This is a genomic window from Cupriavidus sp. YAF13, assembly GCF_052113425.1.
GTDB lineage: Bacteria > Pseudomonadota > Gammaproteobacteria > Burkholderiales > Burkholderiaceae > Cupriavidus.
The window spans coordinates 148,778-166,391 of the sequence record NZ_JBFRDD010000001.1; the positions used below are offsets into that span (position 1 = coordinate 148,778).

The window sequence follows — 17,614 nt, forward strand, 5'->3', positions numbered from 1 at the left end:
ACAAGATATCGTCAGGACCGAGACAATGGCGAGTACAAGCTCCTTACCCACCACCCCGGCAACGCCGGCCGACCTGCCCAAGGTCCGGCTCGACTGGACCCCGCTGGCGCTGGCGCCGCTGCTGATGCTGCTGGCCTATCCCTTGATCGGCAGCGGTTCGACCTGGCTTACGCTGACCATCGCCGGCCTTGCCATGGGCATGATCGTGTTCGTGGTGTCGTCGGGCCTGACGCTGGTGTTTGGGCTGATGGACGTGCTCAACTTTGGGCACGGCGCGTTTATCGCGCTGGGGGCCTATGTGGCGGCATCCGTGCTGCTGCCGCTGGGCGCCTGGGTCGAGGCGGACAGCCTGTGGCTCAACCTGGCGGTGTTTGGCCTGGCCATCCTGGCGGCGATGGCGGCGGCGGGCGCCATCGGCTTGCTGTTCGAGCGCATCGTGGTGCGCCCGGTCTACGGCCAGCACCTCAAGCAGATCCTGATCACCATGGGCGGCATGATCGTGGCCGAGCAGCTGATCAAGGCGATCTGGGGTGCCGAGACCATCGCGCTGCAGGTGCCCACCACCTTCCGCGGCGCGGTGCTGCTGGGCGACGCGGCCATCGAGAAGTACCGGCTCATCGCCGTGGTGCTCGGGCTGGTGATCTTTATCTCCATGGTGCTGGTGCTCAACCGCACGCGCATCGGCCTGCTGATCCGCGCCGGGGTGGAGAACCGCGAGATGGTGGAGTCGCTCGGCTACCGCATCCGGCTCTTGTTCATCGGCGTGTTCGTGGTGGGGGCGGGGCTGGCCGGCATGGGCGGCGTGCTGTGGGGGCTGTACCAGCAGAACATTACCGCGTCCATCGGTGCCCAGGTCAATGTGCTGATCTTTATCGTGATCATCATCGGCGGGCTCGGCTCCACCACCGGCTGCTTTGTCGGCGCCTTGCTGGTGGGCCTGATGGCCAACTACACCGGCTTCCTGTTTCCCAAGGTGGCGCTGTTCTCGAACATCCTGCTGATGGTGATGATCCTGCTGTGGCGTCCGCAGGGCCTTTACCCGGTAGCCAAGCGCTGAGCGCCCAGGAAAAAACCATGACCCGACTGCTTTCCGGCGACCTGCCACGAAGCCGCGTGCTGACCGTGATCCTGGTCGCCATGCTGCTGGCGCTGGCGTGCGCGCCTTTCTTGTTTCCCGGTGCGCGCGCGCTCAATATGGCGGCCAAGATCTGCATCTTCGTGGTGCTGGTGGCCAGCTACGACCTGCTGCTCGGCTATACCGGCATCGTCTCCTTTGCCCACACCATGTTCTTCGGCATTGGCGGCTATGGCGTGGCGATCGCCATGTCGCGGCTGGAGCCGGGGTGGGGCGCGCTGGCGCTCGGCACGCTGGGCGCGCTGCTGGTGTCGATGCTGCTGGCCTTCCTGATCGGGCTGTTCTCGCTGCGGGTCAGGGCGATCTTCTTTGCCATGATCACGCTGGCGGTGGCCACCGCCTTTGCCACGCTGGTGTCGCAGCTCTCCGAGTGGACCGGCGGCGAGGATGGCATCAGCTTCAAGGTGCCGGAGGTGTTCACGCCGGGCTTTTCGCTGGGCGACGCCGAGTGGCTTGGCGTGCCGCTCAACGGCAAGCTGTTCTCCTATTACTTCGTGTTTGCGAGTGCGCTGGTGTTGTTCCTGTTGCTGCTGCGCGTGGTGAACTCGCCGTTCGGCCGGGTGCTGCAGGCGATCCGCGAGAACGATTTCCGGGCCGAGGCCATCGGCTACCGCACCGTGGTGTACCGTACCGTGTCCACCGTGCTGTCGGCCGGGTTTGCCACGCTGGCCGGGGTGCTGATGGCGCTCTGGCTGCGCTACAACGGCCCGGACACCTCATTGTCCTTCGAGATCATGGTCGACATCCTGCTGATCGTGGTGATCGGCGGCATGGGCACGCTGTATGGCGCGCTGATCGGCACCACGCTGTTCCTTGTGGCGCAGACCTACCTGCAGGACGTGATGAAGCTGGCGAGCGATGCCACCGCGGCGATCCCACTGCTGTCGGGGCTGCTGCATCCGGACCGCTGGCTGCTGTGGCTCGGCCTGCTGTTCATCCTCAGCGTGTATTACTTCCCGCAAGGCATTGTCGGGCGGCTGCGCGGCGACCGTGCCGAGCACGAGGTGGCGTCGTAGACCTGCATGCGATACAAAGCTAGCAAGATAACAAGAGCATCCACAAGCGGAGATTCCAGGCCATGTACGTAGTCGACTGGCTGCACAAGAATGCCCTCCATATGCCGGACAAAGTCGCGCTGGTCGACGTGGAGAGCGGCCGCACGGTAACCTACCGGCAATTCGACGAGCGCGCCAGCCGCTTCGCGGAATACCTGGGCGAGCGCCTGCGGCTGGCGCCCGGGGCCCGCGTGGCCGTGCTGGCCCACAACAGCTCGGACTATTTCGAGATGCTCTATGGCTGTGCCAAGGCCGGCATGGTGATGGTCTGCCTGAACTGGCGGCTGGCGGCGGCGGAGCTGCTGCCGATCCTGCGCGACTGCTCGCCCGACGTGCTTGTGGCCGGCGACGGCTTTCTCGCCACCGCTGCCGCGCTTGCCGGCGCCTTGCCGCTGCGCGCGGTATTGCACCTGGCCGACGACGAGAGCGCGGATGTGCCGGGCGGCTGGACCGAGTATGAGGCGATGCTGGCGGGTAGTTCCGGGCGCGTCATCGAGATGCCGTGCCGCGACGAGCACGAGGTCTGGCACCTGCTTTACACCTCGGGCACCACGGGACAGCCCAAGGGCGTGATCCAGACCTACGGCATGGTGTTCTTCAATGCCGTCAACGCCATGCTGGCCAACAAGATCACGCGCGACGACGTGTTCCTGAACGTGCTGCCGTTCTTCCATACCGGTGGGCTGAACCTGTACGCCAATCCCGTGCTGCATGCCGGCGGTACCGTGCACATCATGCGGCAGTTCGACGCCGAGGTGACGCTGCGCAAGCTCGATGCCAGTGCCGGGGAGGGCATCACCATGTTCTTCGCCGTGCCCGCGGTCTACCTGTTCCTGAGCCAGCATGCCGGCTTCGCGGCGGCGGATTTTTCCCGTGTGCGCAATATGGCCGCGGGCGGCTCCGCGGTGCCGCGGCCGCTGCTGGAGGCCTACCTGGCCAAGGGCGTGACGATCTGTTTCGGCTTTGGCATGACCGAGACCGGGCCAACCGTGTTCGTGTGCGACGAAGCCACGGCGCGCCGCAAGATCGGCACCATCGGCAAGCCGGTCGGCTCCATGCTGACGCGGGTGGTGGATCCGCAGGGCCGCGACGTGGCGCCCGGCGAGCGCGGCGAGCTGCTGATCAAGGGGCCCGGCGTCACGCCTGGCTACTGGAACCTGCCCGAGGCCACCGGCGCCGCCATCCGTGGCGGCTGGCTGCACTCGGGCGATATCGCTTACATGGACGAGGAGGGCGACTACTACATCGTCGACCGCGCCAAGGACATGTTTATCTCCGGCGGTGAGAACGTCTACCCGGCCGAAGTGGAGAATGTGCTGTTTCAGCTTGCTGCCGTCTCCGAGGCCGCCGTCATCGGCGTGGCCGATGCGCGCTGGGGCGAGGTCGGCATGGCGCTGGTGGTGGCAAAGCCCGGCATGGCGCTCGATGCCGAAGGCGTGCTCGCGCATTGCCGCGCCGCGCTGGCAAGCTACAAGGTGCCGCGCCACGTGCGGATGATCGAGGCGCTGCCGCGCACGCCGTCGGGCAAGGTGGAAAAGCACAAGCTGCGCGCGCGCTTCCAGCCGCAGTGAGGGCGGCGCGCAGCGTGAAGTCATGCAGTGGCTGTCTCGTGAACATCTTGTTTCTGCCGTTTCTGTATTGCGTTCCGATCGATCCAGCATGCCGGGCCGGCATGCAATAAGGGGGCACAACATGTTGCGCGGACTTGCAGGGCATAGCGATTTGACCAGATGCGGCGCGCGCCTGGCGCTGGCAGGAGCGGCGGGCCTGTTGCTGGCGGCGTGCGGCTCGGGCGATAACCACACCAGCAGTGGCAACACCAATCCGAATACCAAGCCGGCCAATATCGGCACGGTCACGATCAAGACCTACGACGGCAACACGGACGACCTGCTCACCGCCGGCCTCGGCAAGGATGGCCTGGGCTCCGCCACCGCGCCGTTGCCGCTGAATCCGGCCGCGCCCACCGCGGCCGAGCTGCGCCGCTACGCCATCTACACCAACTACCGCGCGCTGGTGGACACCACGGCGGGCGGTGGCTATGGCTCGCTGTATGGCCCCAATGTGGACGCGCAAGGCAACGTCACGACGGGGCAGGGCAAGGTCGCGGGGCGCGAGTACCTGGCCTTCTCGGACGATGGCAGCGGCCAGCAGAACGTAACCATGCTGGTGCAGATTCCCGACAGCTTCAATGTGGCCAAGCCGTGCCTGATCACTGCCACGTCATCCGGCTCGCGCGGCGTCTACGGCGCGATCTCCACCGGCGAGTGGGCACTCAAGCGCGGCTGCGCCGTTGCCTACACGGACAAAGGCACCGGCGCCGCGCCGCACGACCTGGACACCGACACCGTTGCGCTGATCGACGGCACGCGCGCCAGCCGCGCGGCGGCCGGCGCCAACGCGCAGTTTGCCGCGCCGTTTCCCAACACCAGCCTGGCCGCGTTCAATGCGCTGGCGCCGCACCGGCTGGCGTTCAAGCACGCGCACTCGCAGCGCAACCCCGAGAAGGACTGGGGCACGTTCACGCTGCAGGCCGCCAGTTTCGCCATCTGGGCCATCAACGACCGCTTTGGCAACGTGGCCTCGGATGGCACGCGCCAGCTCAGCCTGGGCCCGGACAAGGTCGTGGTGATCGCGTCCAGCGTGTCCAACGGCGGCGGCGCGGCGATTGCCGCGGCGGAGCAGGACACCCAGGGCCTGATCGACGGCGTGGCGGTGGGCGAGCCGAACCTCAACCTGCCCAGCAACACGGGCGTCGCCGTCACCCGTGGCGGCCTGCCGGTCAGCCTGTCCGGGCGCCCGCTGTATGACTACACCACCACGGCCAACCTGCTGCAGCTGTGCACCTCGCAGGCAGCCGCGCTGGTGAATGCGCCGGGTGTGGCGCTGTACGTGCTGCCCACCGTCGGGCTGGCGCAGCCGGCGCTCAACCGCTGCCAGTCGCTGGCCAACGCGGGCCTGGTGACCGGGCCGGATGCCGCCAGCCAGGCCGCCAGCGCGTTGCAAGCGCTGCACGCCTTTGGCTGGGAGCCCGAGTCCGATGCGCTCCATCCGTCGCTGGCCCTGTTCGAGGTGGCCAATGCGGTCTCGGTGACCTTTGCCAACGCGCTCGCGCGGGCCGGCGTGGCGGATCGCTTGTGCGGCTTCAGCTTTGCCGCGACCGGCACGGCAGTCCTGACGCCGGCGGCGATTGCGCCGGCTACGCTCAATGTGCTGTACGCGACGGGCAACGGCGTGCCGCCGGCGGCCGGCGTGCAGCTGATCAACGACAACAATCCCGGTGGCCCGCTGCGCGACATCTATTCCCAGTCGCCGAGCAGCAATGTGGCCGACGCCAACCTTGACGRCGCGCGCTGCCTGCGCGGGCTGCTCACCGGCACCGGCGCGCAGGCCCAGGCGCTGCAGGCGGGCCTGGCCCAGACGCTGCGCTCGGGCAACCTGCACGGCAAGCCGGCCATCATCGTGCATGGGCGCAGCGATGCGCTGCTGCCGGTCAACCATACGTCGCGGCCGTATCTCGGCTACAACCGGCTCCAGGAGGGCAGCACCAGCAAGCTGTCCTATATGGAAGTCACCAATGGCCAGCATTTCGACAGTTTCATCGGCGCGGTAGCGGGCTACGACAACCGCTTCATCCCGCTCCACGTCTACCTGAACCGGGCGCTCGACGCGGTCTACGACAACCTCGCCAACGGCCGCGCGCTGCCACCCTCGCAGGTGGTGCGCACGGTCGCGCGCGGCGGCACCGCGTCGCCGGCACCCACCATCTTGCCCACCAATCTGCCGCCGTTTGCCGCAACGCCCGCCGATGCGGACCGGATCACGGTCAACGGCAGCACCGTAGAGGTACCCAACTAATGAAGGCATCCCGCCCACGCGTTCTGACGCAAGAAGATTTCGACCGCTTCGCCTCGCTCTCGCGCGATGACAACCCCATCCACTGTGATCCGGCGTTCGCCCGCACGACGCATTTCGGCGCCACGGTCGCGCATGGCATGTTCCTGTTCTCGCTGCTGTGCGCGCAGATGCAGCGCAGCAACCCCCGGCCGGTGCTGCCCATCGCGCAAACGCTGATGTTCCCGCGTCCCACCTTTGTCGGCGATGGTGTGGCCGCCGTGCTGGTGTTGAATGAAACGCCCGGGCGGGACCGGATCGCGCTGGATACGTCGGTCCGCTGCGTGCAGCGCGGGCGCAATCGCATGCCCGTCACCGATGAGCAGATTACGGCGCATGGCGACGCGGTGCTGCTGGTCGATGCCAGCGCGGAATCGCTGGCCGAGGCCCAGCGCCAGGATGCCGACGAAGCTGGGCAATCCGCCGGGCACCTTGCGGGGCAGCCCGCCGGCGACCGTACGCTCTATCACCTGAGCGTCGGCCAGGAGGCTTCGGCGGTACGCAGCTTCAGTGCGGGCGATATCGATGAATACGTGGCGTTGACCGACGATGGCAATGCCTTCTATACCGACCCGGTGTTTGCCCACAGCCGCGGCTTCGAGGGCACCATCGTGCCGCTGCCGTTGCTGGCCGGCATGTTCTCGGATCTGCTGGGCACGCGCTTGCCGGGCCGCGGCACTGGCTGGATGAAGCAGTCGCTGCGGCTGCGCTCGCCCGCGCGGCTGGGCGAACTGCTGACCGCGTCGGTGCGCATCGTGCGCCTGCGCGGTGACAAGGACCTGGTCAACCTGGCCACGGTGGTCACCGGCGACGATGGCCGCGTGGTGCTGGCCGGGGAGGCGCTGGTGCTGGTGCGCAACCTGGAAGACAAACGGTCGCTGGCGGCCGCCTGAGGCCGCGTGGCGGCCAAGGCGCAACGTATTTCCTGCGCCACATCAAGGGCCGTGCAGTCAGGCCTTGAAATGCACGCGCAAAGCCTTATCTTTCGATCAGACACCAGTGTCCGGCCCGCGTGGCGGGATCGGCAGGCCGGGGCGCAAGCACCCTGCCTACCGCATCGGGCACTCATCCGAAAAAGAGGGCTCCTATATGCGACTTGACAAACTGACTACCCGATTCCAGGAAGCGCTGGCCGATGCCCAGAGCCTGGCGATCGGCAACGACAACCAATACATCGACCCGCTGCACGTGCTGCGCGCCTTGCTGGCGCAGAACGACGGCGCCGCCCGCGCGCTGCTGGCGCGTGCCGGCGTCAACGTCGGCGGCCTGACCTCCGCGCTGGATGCCGCCATCAAGCGCCTGCCGCAGGTGCAGGGCACCAGCGAGGTCCAGGTCGGGCGCGAACTCAGCGCGCTGTTCAACGCCACCGAGAAAGAGGCCATCAAGCGCGGCGACCAGTTCATCGCCAGTGAGCTGTTCCTGCTCGCGGTGGCCGATGACAAGGGCGAGGCCGGGCGCATCGCGCGTGAAAACGGCCTCTCGCGCAAATCACTCGAGACCGCCATCGAAGCCGTGCGCGGCGGCGACTCGGTCAACAGCGCCGATGCCGAAACCCAGCGCGAAGCGCTGAAGAAGTACACCGTGGACCTCACCGAGCGCGCCCGCATCGGCAAGCTCGACCCCGTGATCGGCCGTGACGACGAAATCCGCCGCACCATCCAGATCCTGCAGCGCCGCACCAAGAACAATCCCGTGCTGATCGGCGAGCCGGGCGTGGGCAAGACCGCCATCGTGGAAGGCCTGGCCCAGCGCATCGTCAACGGCGAAGTGCCGGAAAGCCTCAAGAGCAAGCGCGTGCTGGTGCTCGACATGGCGGGGCTGCTGGCCGGCGCCAAGTACCGCGGCGAGTTCGAGGAACGCCTCAAGGCCGTGCTGTCGGACATCGCGAAGGACGAAGGGCAGACCATCGTCTTTATCGATGAGCTGCACACCATGGTCGGCGCCGGCAAGGCCGAGGGCGCCATCGACGCCGGCAACATGCTCAAGCCGGCTCTCGCGCGCGGTGAGCTGCATTGCATCGGCGCCACCACGCTGGACGAGTACCGCAAGTACATCGAGAAGGACGCCGCGCTGGAGCGCCGCTTCCAGAAGGTGCTGGTCGACGAACCCAGCGTGGAGGCCACCATCGCCATCCTGCGCGGCTTGCAAGAGAAGTACGAGCTGCACCACGGCGTGGAAATCACCGACCCGGCCATCGTCGCGGCGGCGGAGCTGTCGCATCGCTATATCACCGACCGCTTCCTGCCCGACAAGGCCATCGACCTGATCGACGAAGCCGGCGCGCGCATCAAGATGGAAATCGACTCCAAGCCGGAGGTGATGGACAAGCTCGAGCGCCGCACCATCCAGCTCAAGATCGAGCGCGAGGCCGTCAAGCGGGAAACCGATGAGGCGTCGAAGAAGCGGCTCGAACTGATCGAGCAGGAAATCGGCCGCCTGGAGAAGGAGTACGCCGACCTCGAAGAGATCTGGAAGGCCGAGAAGGGTGCTGCCCAGGGCGCAGCCGCGCTCAAGGAGGAGATCGACAAGATCCGCCTGGAGATCACGCGCCTGCAGCGCGAAGGCAAGCTCGACAAGGTGGCCGAGCTGCAGTACGGCAAGCTGCCTGAACTGGAAGGCAAGCTCAAGGCCGCCACGGTTGCCGAAGCCAGCGAGCAGAAGCAGCCCAACAAGCTGCTGCGCACGCAGGTGGGCGCCGAGGAGATCGCCGAAGTGGTAAGCCGCGCGACCGGCATTCCGGTGTCCCGGATGATGCAGGGCGAGCGCGAGAAGCTGATCCAGATGGAGGACTACCTGCACCGTCGCGTGGTGGGCCAGGACGAGGCCGTGCGCCTGGTGTCGGACGCCATCCGGCGCTCGCGTGCCGGCCTGTCGGACGAGAACAAGCCCTATGGCTCGTTCCTGTTCCTCGGCCCCACCGGGGTGGGCAAGACCGAACTGTGCAAGGCGCTGGCCGAGTTCCTGTTCGATTCGCAGGACCACCTGATCCGCATCGACATGAGCGAGTTCATGGAGAAGCACAGCGTGAGCCGGCTGATCGGCGCGCCGCCGGGATACGTGGGCTATGAAGAGGGCGGTTACCTGACCGAGGCCGTGCGGCGCAAGCCGTACAGCGTGATCCTGCTCGACGAAGTCGAGAAGGCCCACCCGGACGTCTTCAACGTGCTGCTGCAAGTGCTGGACGATGGCCGCCTGACCGACGGCCAGGGCCGCACGGTGGACTTCAAGAACACGGTGATCGTGATGACCTCGAACCTGGGCTCGCACATCATCCAGGCGATGGCCGGCGAGCCGCACGAAGCGGTCAAGGGCGCTGTATGGCAGGAAGTGAAGACGCATTTCCGGCCCGAGTTCCTGAACCGTATCGACGAGGTGGTGGTGTTCCATTCGCTCGACCAGCAGCATATCGAGTCGATCGCCCGCATCCAGCTGGAGCGGTTGACGGCACGGCTGGCGCGCATGGACATGACGCTGGAGGTGAGCGAGGCAGCGCTCGCCAAGATCGCCAGCGCTGGCTACGATCCGGTGTTCGGGGCGCGTCCGCTCAAGCGCGCGATCCAGCAGCAGATCGAGAACCCTGTGGCGCGCCTCATCCTCGAAGGCAAGTTCGCCGCCAAGGATGTGGTGCCGGTGGATTACCACGATGGGGAGTACACCTTCGGCCCGAAAGGCCACTGAGGCACGGCATCACGCCAAAACGGAAAACCGCCCCTTTGCCGGGGCGGTTTTTCTTTGTAATCAACGTTAATAAATGCGGGTCGGGCCGTTGCATCCGCGCCACCCTCAGGCAACGCCTGCATCACACGCATCCCGGACATCCCGGATATCCCGGACATCCGCTCGTCAGCGCCGGTAGGGGTGATGGTAGGCATACCAGTCGCGGCGGCCCCACTAGCGCCGTCCATCCCAGTAGCGCTCACCGTGCCAACCGATCACCACCGCCGGCGCCACCACCACTGGCGGCCCATATCCGACATACCCGGGAGGCGGCCCATAGACCGGAGCCGGCGCGGGATAGGCAGCGGGCGGCGGGGGCGCGGGATAAGCGGGCGGCGCCTGATACACGGGCGCGGGGTAGGCCGGCGCGACCACTACCGGCGCAGGCACGCCGACGTTCAGGTCCACATCGACGCGTGCCAATGCGGGCTGGGCGAGCGCCAGGACAAATGCGCCAAGCCCCAGCGCGTAGAAGTTAGCTTGCTGCATGTCGATCCTCTTCTTGCAGTCGCAATAAGCTGACTCTAGCCATGCCGCCGCACTGCCGGGGATTACAACTGTAACGATATTTCACGGCGTGCCGGACGCAAGGGGGCATCAGGCCGAGCGCTCGTGGGTGAGGCGGTACAGGGGCATCAGCTCCCTGACGCAAGCGTCCGAGGCCGAGTTGCTTTCCACCCTGATTGCACGGGTCAGGGCATCCTTGACCCGGCGCAGCCCGCCCTGCTCAAGGAAGGCCTTCAATGCGGGGTTCTCCATGAAGCGGTTGAATTCGAGCAGGTCGGCCCCCGTAATGCCGGCCTCGGCCATCGTCTTGCCCGACAGCGCCGCCTCCTTGGTCTTGCGCCCGACCGGCGAGCCCAGCAAGCGCGCCAGCCGCATCGCCAGCCCGGCATCCTGGATCTCCGGTACCAGCGCGGGCCGGACTGCCGCCTCGACCACCTCGGACGAGAGCTTCGCGCGGGCGCATTGCGTGTAGCGCTCTTTGGGGATGGGTCCGATTTTCGCCGGCAGCCTGGCAAAGGCCTGGTCCAGGCCAGCCGCAAGGATGGTGCCGACGTCAAACGCACGGATCAGCGCCGTGACCGCTTCATCGTAAGTCGGGGGGAACAGCTGGGGCGGCTCTGTCGCACGCTCTTCGATGCTTAGCGTGGGCTGCTCGGCCTGGGGCGCCGCCCAGCCGTCGTGGCTGTGGCCGAGTGCCAGCGCCAGTGCGGCGGGCAGAAGTATCGCCGGCAAGATCGGCGGTTTCCCGACCGGCTTCCCGACCGGCTTCCCGATCGGTATTGGGGCCGCAACGCCATGGGTCACCTCGCCAAGGCAAGCGGCAAGCCCTGGGTGCGCGCATCGGGGACAGTCGTTCATGTTTTGCGCCGGCTCGTCTGGGTATCTCCTGCGGATTATGCCGGGATCGGGCGCGCACAGCCCGCCCGTGCCACGCTGCAAAGCGCCAATCGGGCCGCAGGTCCGGGCGCGCGTGGTGTGGAAAGCGAGCAACGCACGATTTACGCACCGGCGCCGCCTGTGTAATATCCGGCACCTGCACGCTTGTGCAGTTGATCGTTCACCCCTTGTTCCTGGAGAGTAAAGTGCCCCGCATGTCCGCCATCACCCTCTGATGCCGACGACACCTGCACATGCAGAGTGCCGATGGCGCGCCCGCGCTCTTCGCCTGCTGTGCTTGCCTCAAGCGCTTACGCTGTCCCAGGCCTGAGTTGCCTGCCGGCACCACCAATACCGCCACGCGCCATCCCATCGTCGGCTCCCATGTCTTATGGAGTTCGAAATGACGATGCAACAACCCGAAGTGCTTCGGGAAACCAACCCTGCCGACCCGGTAGCCGATCGCGTGAAATACCCGCGCACGCCGCATTTGCCGTGGTCGCCAGGGCTCAGCGACGATGACCGGAGGATCGAGTCCCTGGGTGCCTTCCAGGGTTGCCGCGTGATTGTCACGTCCAAGATGGACGGAGAAAACACTTCGCTCTACCGCACGGGCATGCACGCCCGGAGCCTGGACAGCCGCCATCATCCAAGCCGTGACTGGCTCAAGGGATTCTGGGGCGCGATGCGCACGGATATTCCGCAGGGTTGGCGAGTCTGTGGCGAGAACCTGTTCGCCACGCATTCGATCCGTTACCGGGAACTGGCTTCGTTCTTCCTCGGGTTCTCGATCTGGAACGCGCGCAATGTATGCCTCGGTTGGGATGAAACGCTGGAGTGGTTTGCGCTGCTCGGTATCGAACCGGTGCCGGTGCTCTACGACGGCGTGTTCGACGCCGCGGCGATCCAGGCCCTGTGGAGCGAACGTGAGCGCGAGCGGATGGAGGGCTATGTGGTCCGGATCGCGGGCGAGTTCCCCTATGCCGGTTTCAAGCGCTGCGTGGCGAAGTTCGTGCGCACCGGGCATGTGCAGACGGACGCGCACTGGATGCACAACCACGCGTTCGAGCAGAACCACATGCGTGAACACGCAGGAGAGCCGCAATGGAAATGACCGAACTGTTGACCGCAGCGAACCTGCAATCGCTGCGCACGGCATCCGTGTTGCGGGCGCCTGCCTACGCGAGCCTGATGGCACTCGTGCCTGCCCCGGGCGTGGACCCGGACTGGCAGGCCTTGATGGCGGCACTCCCATGCCTGGAGCCGTTGCGCCGCACGCCGCAGGATCCGCGCTATCACGCGGAGGGCGACGTCTGGACCCATACAAAACTGGTGGTCCAGTCCCTGGTGGGGCTGGATGACTATGCGGCGGCCACGCCCGAGCGCCGCTTTGTCCTGTTTCATGCGGCGCTGCTGCACGACATCGCAAAGCCCGCCACCACGCGGGTAGACCCGCAAACCGGGGCGATCGGCCAGCCGGGCCACTCTGCGCGCGGCGCGGTCGATGCGCGCGTGCTGTTGTGGCGCAGCGGCGTGCCCTTTGCCTTGCGCGAAGCGGTTTGCCGGCTGATCCACGTGCATCAGCTGCCGTTCTATGCCATCCGGGGAAGCCGGTCCGGCGAGTCCGCGGAGATGGTGGTGCGGCGCCTGTCGCTGGAACTCGACGTCAGCGAGCTGGCGGCGCTGGCCGAGGCCGACATGCGTGGGCGGGTATGCGCAGACAGCGAAGACGTGCTGGTCGACATCGCGCTGTTTCGCGAGTTAGCGCGCGAGGAGGGATGCTATGGCCAGCCACGCGCCTTCGCGGACCGCTGGACTCGGATGCGCTACCTCCGGGGCGAAGACGTACATCCGGACTATGCTTACCACCGCGAGGCGGGCTCCACCGTGACGGTCCTGAGCGGCCTGCCAGCCACAGGCAAGAGCACCTGGATCAAGACATGCTGCGCCGGTCTGCCGGTTGTGGGGTTTGACGACGCACGCGAGGCCCTTGGGCTGAAGTACGGGAAGAACGAGGGCGCGGCGATGCACTTTGCCGTCGACCAGGCAAAAGCGCTGCTGCGCGAGGGCATGCCGTTCGTCTGGAACGCGACGCACCTGAGCCGGCAGATGCGCGCGAAAACCCTCGACTTGCTGTTCGCGTACGGCGCTGAAGTCAATGTCGTCTATCTGGAGGCCGCGGAGCAGACCATCCTGTCGCGCAACCGCAAGCGCGACACCACGCTGACGAATGCGGCCATCGAGAGAATGCTCCACAGGTGGGAGGTGGTGTCGCCAGTTGAGGCGCACTCGGTCACCTATCACATTGTCAATTGAACCGGATGCCGGACCGTGCCATCCGGCACGGGTGCATCAAGGCTCAGGAACCCGCCGCGGGCGCCGCCGCCTTGCGTCCAGACATGTGATGCAGATACGCCAGCAAGTCCTTCAGATCAGCGTCGGACAGCGTTTTTTCGTCGATCGCCGACATGCGCGCGTTGGGCCACCAGCGCAGCGACTGCGGGTCGCGGATCAGCGTGGCCAGCTTGTCGTCGCCCAGATAGTCGACGGCGCTGTGCGGCACATTCAGGTCGGGGCCAAGGTGCGCGTCGCCGACCCGGTTGAGGGAGTGGCACGAGAAGCAAACGCGCTGGAATGTCGCAAAGCCGCGCATGACCGCGCCGTCCGCCGGCAGGCCGGGGGCGGGCCGGATGGCCGCAAAGCGCTCCGCCGGCGGCGCGGTGATGTCGATGCGCACGATGCTGTACGTCCAGAGGCTCTCGTTGACAAGGGAAGCGGCGCGGCCCGCCGGCACTGTCCAGATCAGGCGGAACGGCCCGATGTCCTGGCCCTTGAGCGTCGGCCACGGCGCGGCAGGATTTTCCACCGCGAGCCAGGCGCGCGGCTCGTCGGCGCTTTCGGCCAGCAACAGGCGCGTCGGCAGGTGAGAGACATAGCCATCGCTGGCTGCGGTCGTCGCGCTCGCGTCGGCCGTCACCGGCATGCCGCGCAGCAAGGCGGCCAAGGGGATCGCCTTGAATGTCAGGCGGCGTTTCAGGTTGTCGTCGTCCACCGTCACATCGGTCAGGCGGCGGTCTTTCAGCAGCGCATCCCGCGTGTAGTTGCGCTGTTGCGCACCGGCCGCAATGGTCAGCGTCGCCGTGTCCGCGGCGCAAGCCGGACCCGCCAGGAACGCCATTGCGCAGCCAAGCGCGCCAACGGCCATTGCGATCCAGGCTTTCATGGGTCTTCCTCCAGAGCGAGCGAACATGGTGCGGCGGTCGTAGGCGCTCATTCTAGCCGTTGCAAGCGCGTGTCGGCTTTATCGCCGGCGTGGCGACCGGCGCGGTTGTTTGCATGATCGTTCGTCATTTCTGCGCATCGGCGCGCCTGGCGCCGAGCGCTTCGAGCAGTGGCTTCAGTGCATCGAGTTCGGCGCCAAAGCCGCCCCAGTCGCCTGCCTTCAATCGCTCCATGGCGCGGTCATAGTGGGCGAGTGCCTCGCGGGCGCGGCCATCTGGCGCGCCACCGGGCGCGGCCGCCACCGGGGCCGCTTCCTTGAAGAGCGCCGCCAGGGCCGCGCCCAAGGATTCCTCCATCACCACATGGTCGCCATAGGCGGCGATCACCCGTTTCAACTCTGGCAACTGGCCGGACTCCGCGCGCAAGTAGAGCGGCGAGACGTAGAGAATCGCGTTGTCGATGGGCACGACCTGGAGGTGGCCGCGGATGACGCGCGAACCCATCTGGTTCCATAGCGAAATCTGCTGCGAGATCTCGGTGTTTTGCTGGATGCGCGCCTCGATCTGGAATGGCCCATAGACCAGCTTGTCCTTGGGAAAGGCATAGACGACGAGCTTGCCGTAGTCAGGCGGATCGCAACGCGCCGCCAGCCACGCAATCATGTTCTCGCGCTGGCTGGGCACCATCGGCAGCATCAGCACGAATTCGGCGCGCGGCTGCGCCGGTAGCCGCACGATCATGTAGTAGGGCGTCATGGGCGAGCCAGGGCCGGTGCCCGCGTCGATGTCGGCCTGTTTGCGCGGGAACTGCCAGAGATCCTCTCTGTTGTAGAAGACTTCCGGCGTTTCCATGTGATAGGCGCGGTAGACCTGGGCCTGGATCAGGAACAGGTCTTCGGGGTAGCGGATATGCAGCTGCAGGTCTTGCGGCATCGCGCCCAGCGGCTTGAACAGGCCCGGGAAAATGCGCTGGTACGTCCGCACGACGGGATCAGCCGGATCGCTGATGTAGAAATCGGCAGTCCCGTTGTACGCATCGATCACCACCTTGACCGCATTGCGGATGTAATTGTCGCCGTCACCGGTGCCTGGCTGGGAGTACGGGAACCAGCGGCTGGTGGTGTAGGCATCCTGGATCCAGAAAAGCCGCCCGCCGCTCACGACGATGTAGGGGTCACGGTCGAGGCTGAGGAACGGGGCGATCGTGCGTACCCGGTCCTGGATATTGCGATGGAGCAGGATTCGGCTCGCGGGCGTGATGTAGCTGGTCACCAGGATGTTGGGATCGTCGAATTGCCAGGCGAAGAGGGCCTGCAGCGCCACGCTGCCGATCGCGACGCCGTCGCGCCCGTGGTAGGTCGTATAGACGTTCTCATCGCCTTTGGGGTAATCGAATTCGGGGGTGTTGCCGTTGACGATCACATAGCCCTTGCCGCCTTCACCAAAGTACAGGCGCGGCTCAACCATGCGCGGGCCGCCGTTGGAGACGGGCGGAATATCCTTCAGGTAAAGCGTAGGCAGGCCTTCCGTGGATTTCTCCGTGACCGGCGACATCACGACGCCATTGCCGTGGGTAAACAGCAGATGCAGGTTGACCCAGGTCTGGGCATTGGCAGGAAGCAGCGACGGTTCCAGCTCCCGCGCCGAGAGCATCACCTGCTGGTAACGGGCGTCGAACCGGTAGCGGTCGATGTCTGTCGCCAGGAATTTGTAATAGGTCCTGATCTCCTGCAACTGCGCGTAGGTATCCCGCAACGGCTGCAGATCCCACAGGCGGATATTGTCGATGGTTGGGCGATTGGCCTGCAGCGCGGCGAGATCCAGGTTCTGGTCGGCGGGAAACGGCTTTACCGCTATCTGCGCCAGGCCATAGGCGTCGCGCGTCAGCGCAATATTGTGGGCGATATAGGGCGTCTCCAGCTGCAATTCGTTCGGCTTGACATAGAAACGCTGGAACAGCGCCGGGTAGATCAGCACCAGTACGAATGCGCTGCCGAACACGGCCAGCGCCGAGGCGGCAGGAATGCGATAGCCCCGCCAGCGCATATTGGCCCATGAAGCGGCTGCGGCCGCGGTGGCCAGGCCGATCAGCGGCCACAGGACTGGCAGGCCCACATGGATATCGGTATAGCTGGCGCCCACCACCACGCCGTTGTCCCCATAGAGCAGCAGAAAGCGGTCGAGCCAGTAGGACCAGGCCTGCAGCAGGAAGAACAAGCCCAGCAGGGCCGAGCCGTGGACGGCGGCCGCAGGCGAAAGCCCGCGCGGCGAGCGCATGCAGGCGATGTCGCCGCGCATCCCGTACACCACGGCGGCGGCGGCTGCGCTGCAGCACAGCAGCAGTAACAGCCAGTTCCTCAGTGCAAGATAGGCAGGCAGCGAGAAGAGATAGAAGCCGATGTCCTTGCCGAAGATCGGATCGGCCTTGCCAAAGGGCACCTGGTTGAAGTAGCGAAGCACGAGGTCCCAGTCCGGGATTCCGCTGGTGGCGAGGAGCAGGCCCAGGAGGACGGCGGCACCGGCGATGGCGGCATGCCAGGGCAGGTGCGGCGCGACTTCGCCGACCAGCTCGCTCAAGACCTCCGCCTTCCAGGAGCCAGGCGGGCTCGCATAGCGGTGCGCCAGCGATCCCGATACCCAGATCGCGCCCGCCGACGCAGCGAAGACGGCGGCAAACAGAAGCACCTTGGTGACAAGGACCGTCCAGAAAACGCTGACATAGCCGATGGAGGAAAACCACAGCCAGTCGATCAGCATGCCGGTGAGGCGGCCGATGACGATCAGGCCGATGATGCCAACCGCAACCCTGGCGGCAATGCGCCTCAGGCGCAGGCCGGATATCCCTGGCGAGCGCATCGATCATGCTCCTTTGCCGGACCGTCATCCGTGGCCTGCGGCTGCCCGCAACAAGGCAAAGGTCCAAGCCAGCCCCGCCCGACAATTCATTGTAGGTGGGGAATCATCCGGCGGCTGATGGACATTGACGGGCTGTTTATGCCCGGCTGATAGCTTTCTACGCCTTTTGCATGGGCGAGTTCTTAACCTGTGGGCTGTCCAATCCGGTGAGCAACATGATGCCGCACAGCCGCAATGCACCACGCACAGGCCAACCTCATCACGGTGGCGGGTACTACCTGAAACTGACCGGATGCCTGCTGGCCCTCGGTTTGTTGTACGCCTTGTCATCGTGAATCCAGCCTGCGCCGGCT

Annotated in this window: 12 protein-coding genes; 8 read left to right on the forward strand and 4 right to left on the reverse strand. The window is 66.1% G+C overall.

The features are described from left to right. The first annotated feature begins 25 nt into the window (after nucleotides 1-25). The 6 genes from AB4061_RS01020 (at nucleotide 26) to clpB (ending at nucleotide 9,762) form a co-directional block, all read left to right on the forward strand. Nucleotides 26-1,057, forward strand: a complete 1,032-nt coding sequence (locus AB4061_RS01020) for a branched-chain amino acid ABC transporter permease (RefSeq protein WP_441630102.1) — start codon at nucleotides 26-28, stop codon at nucleotides 1,055-1,057. A gap of 17 nt (nucleotides 1,058-1,074) precedes the next feature. After that, on the forward strand, nucleotides 1,075-2,151 hold the full coding sequence (locus AB4061_RS01025) for a branched-chain amino acid ABC transporter permease (RefSeq protein WP_043347191.1): 1,077 nt from the start codon (nucleotides 1,075-1,077) through the stop codon (nucleotides 2,149-2,151). Between the two features lie 62 nt (nucleotides 2,152-2,213). Next, nucleotides 2,214-3,761, forward strand: a complete 1,548-nt coding sequence (locus tag AB4061_RS01030; protein WP_441630104.1) for an acyl-CoA synthetase — start codon at nucleotides 2,214-2,216, stop codon at nucleotides 3,759-3,761. 88 nt (nucleotides 3,762-3,849) lie between these two features. Continuing rightward, on the forward strand, nucleotides 3,850-6,048 hold the full coding sequence (locus AB4061_RS01035; protein WP_441630106.1) for a D-(-)-3-hydroxybutyrate oligomer hydrolase: 2,199 nt from the start codon (nucleotides 3,850-3,852) through the stop codon (nucleotides 6,046-6,048). Continuing rightward, complete coding sequence (locus tag AB4061_RS01040; RefSeq protein WP_441630108.1) at nucleotides 6,048-6,977, forward strand: MaoC/PaaZ C-terminal domain-containing protein; 930 nt, start codon at nucleotides 6,048-6,050, stop codon at nucleotides 6,975-6,977. The genes AB4061_RS01035 and AB4061_RS01040 overlap by 1 nt, the downstream gene beginning before the upstream one ends. Before the next feature lie 196 nt (nucleotides 6,978-7,173). Continuing rightward, nucleotides 7,174-9,762 (forward strand): ATP-dependent chaperone ClpB, encoded by a 2,589-nt coding sequence (clpB, locus tag AB4061_RS01045; protein ID WP_441630110.1) that lies wholly within the window; start codon nucleotides 7,174-7,176, stop codon nucleotides 9,760-9,762. 213 nt (nucleotides 9,763-9,975) lie between these two features. Here clpB and AB4061_RS01050 read toward each other — a convergent pair whose 3' ends face one another. Next, nucleotides 9,976-10,290, reverse strand: a complete 315-nt coding sequence (locus tag AB4061_RS01050) for a hypothetical protein (RefSeq protein ID WP_441630112.1) — start codon at nucleotides 10,288-10,290, stop codon at nucleotides 9,976-9,978. 108 nt (nucleotides 10,291-10,398) lie between these two features. After that, nucleotides 10,399-11,040 (reverse strand): hypothetical protein, encoded by a 642-nt coding sequence (locus AB4061_RS01055; protein WP_441630114.1) that lies wholly within the window; start codon nucleotides 11,038-11,040, stop codon nucleotides 10,399-10,401. 553 nt (nucleotides 11,041-11,593) lie between these two features. Between AB4061_RS01055 and AB4061_RS01060 the strand changes: the two genes are divergently transcribed. After that, entirely contained in the window at nucleotides 11,594-12,298 is a 705-nt protein-coding gene (locus tag AB4061_RS01060; protein WP_441630116.1) for an RNA ligase family protein, read from the forward strand. A 77-nt stretch (nucleotides 12,299-12,375) separates the two neighbouring features. After that, the gene (locus AB4061_RS01065; RefSeq protein WP_441630440.1) at nucleotides 12,376-13,500 is read left to right on the forward strand and encodes an AAA family ATPase; all 1,125 of its coding nucleotides are present in this window, start codon (nucleotides 12,376-12,378) and stop codon (nucleotides 13,498-13,500) included. A 43-nt stretch (nucleotides 13,501-13,543) separates the two neighbouring features. Here the strand turns inward: AB4061_RS01065 and AB4061_RS01070 are convergent, their stop codons facing one another. Both AB4061_RS01070 and AB4061_RS01075 read right to left on the reverse strand, forming a co-directional pair. Continuing rightward, nucleotides 13,544-14,407, reverse strand: a complete 864-nt coding sequence (locus AB4061_RS01070) for a c-type cytochrome (RefSeq protein ID WP_441630118.1) — start codon at nucleotides 14,405-14,407, stop codon at nucleotides 13,544-13,546. Nucleotides 14,408-14,531: 124 nt separating this feature from the next. Beyond that, nucleotides 14,532-17,261 (reverse strand): UPF0182 family membrane protein, encoded by a 2,730-nt coding sequence (locus tag AB4061_RS01075; protein WP_441630120.1) that lies wholly within the window; start codon nucleotides 17,259-17,261, stop codon nucleotides 14,532-14,534. Nucleotides 17,262-17,614 lie beyond the last annotated feature (353 nt).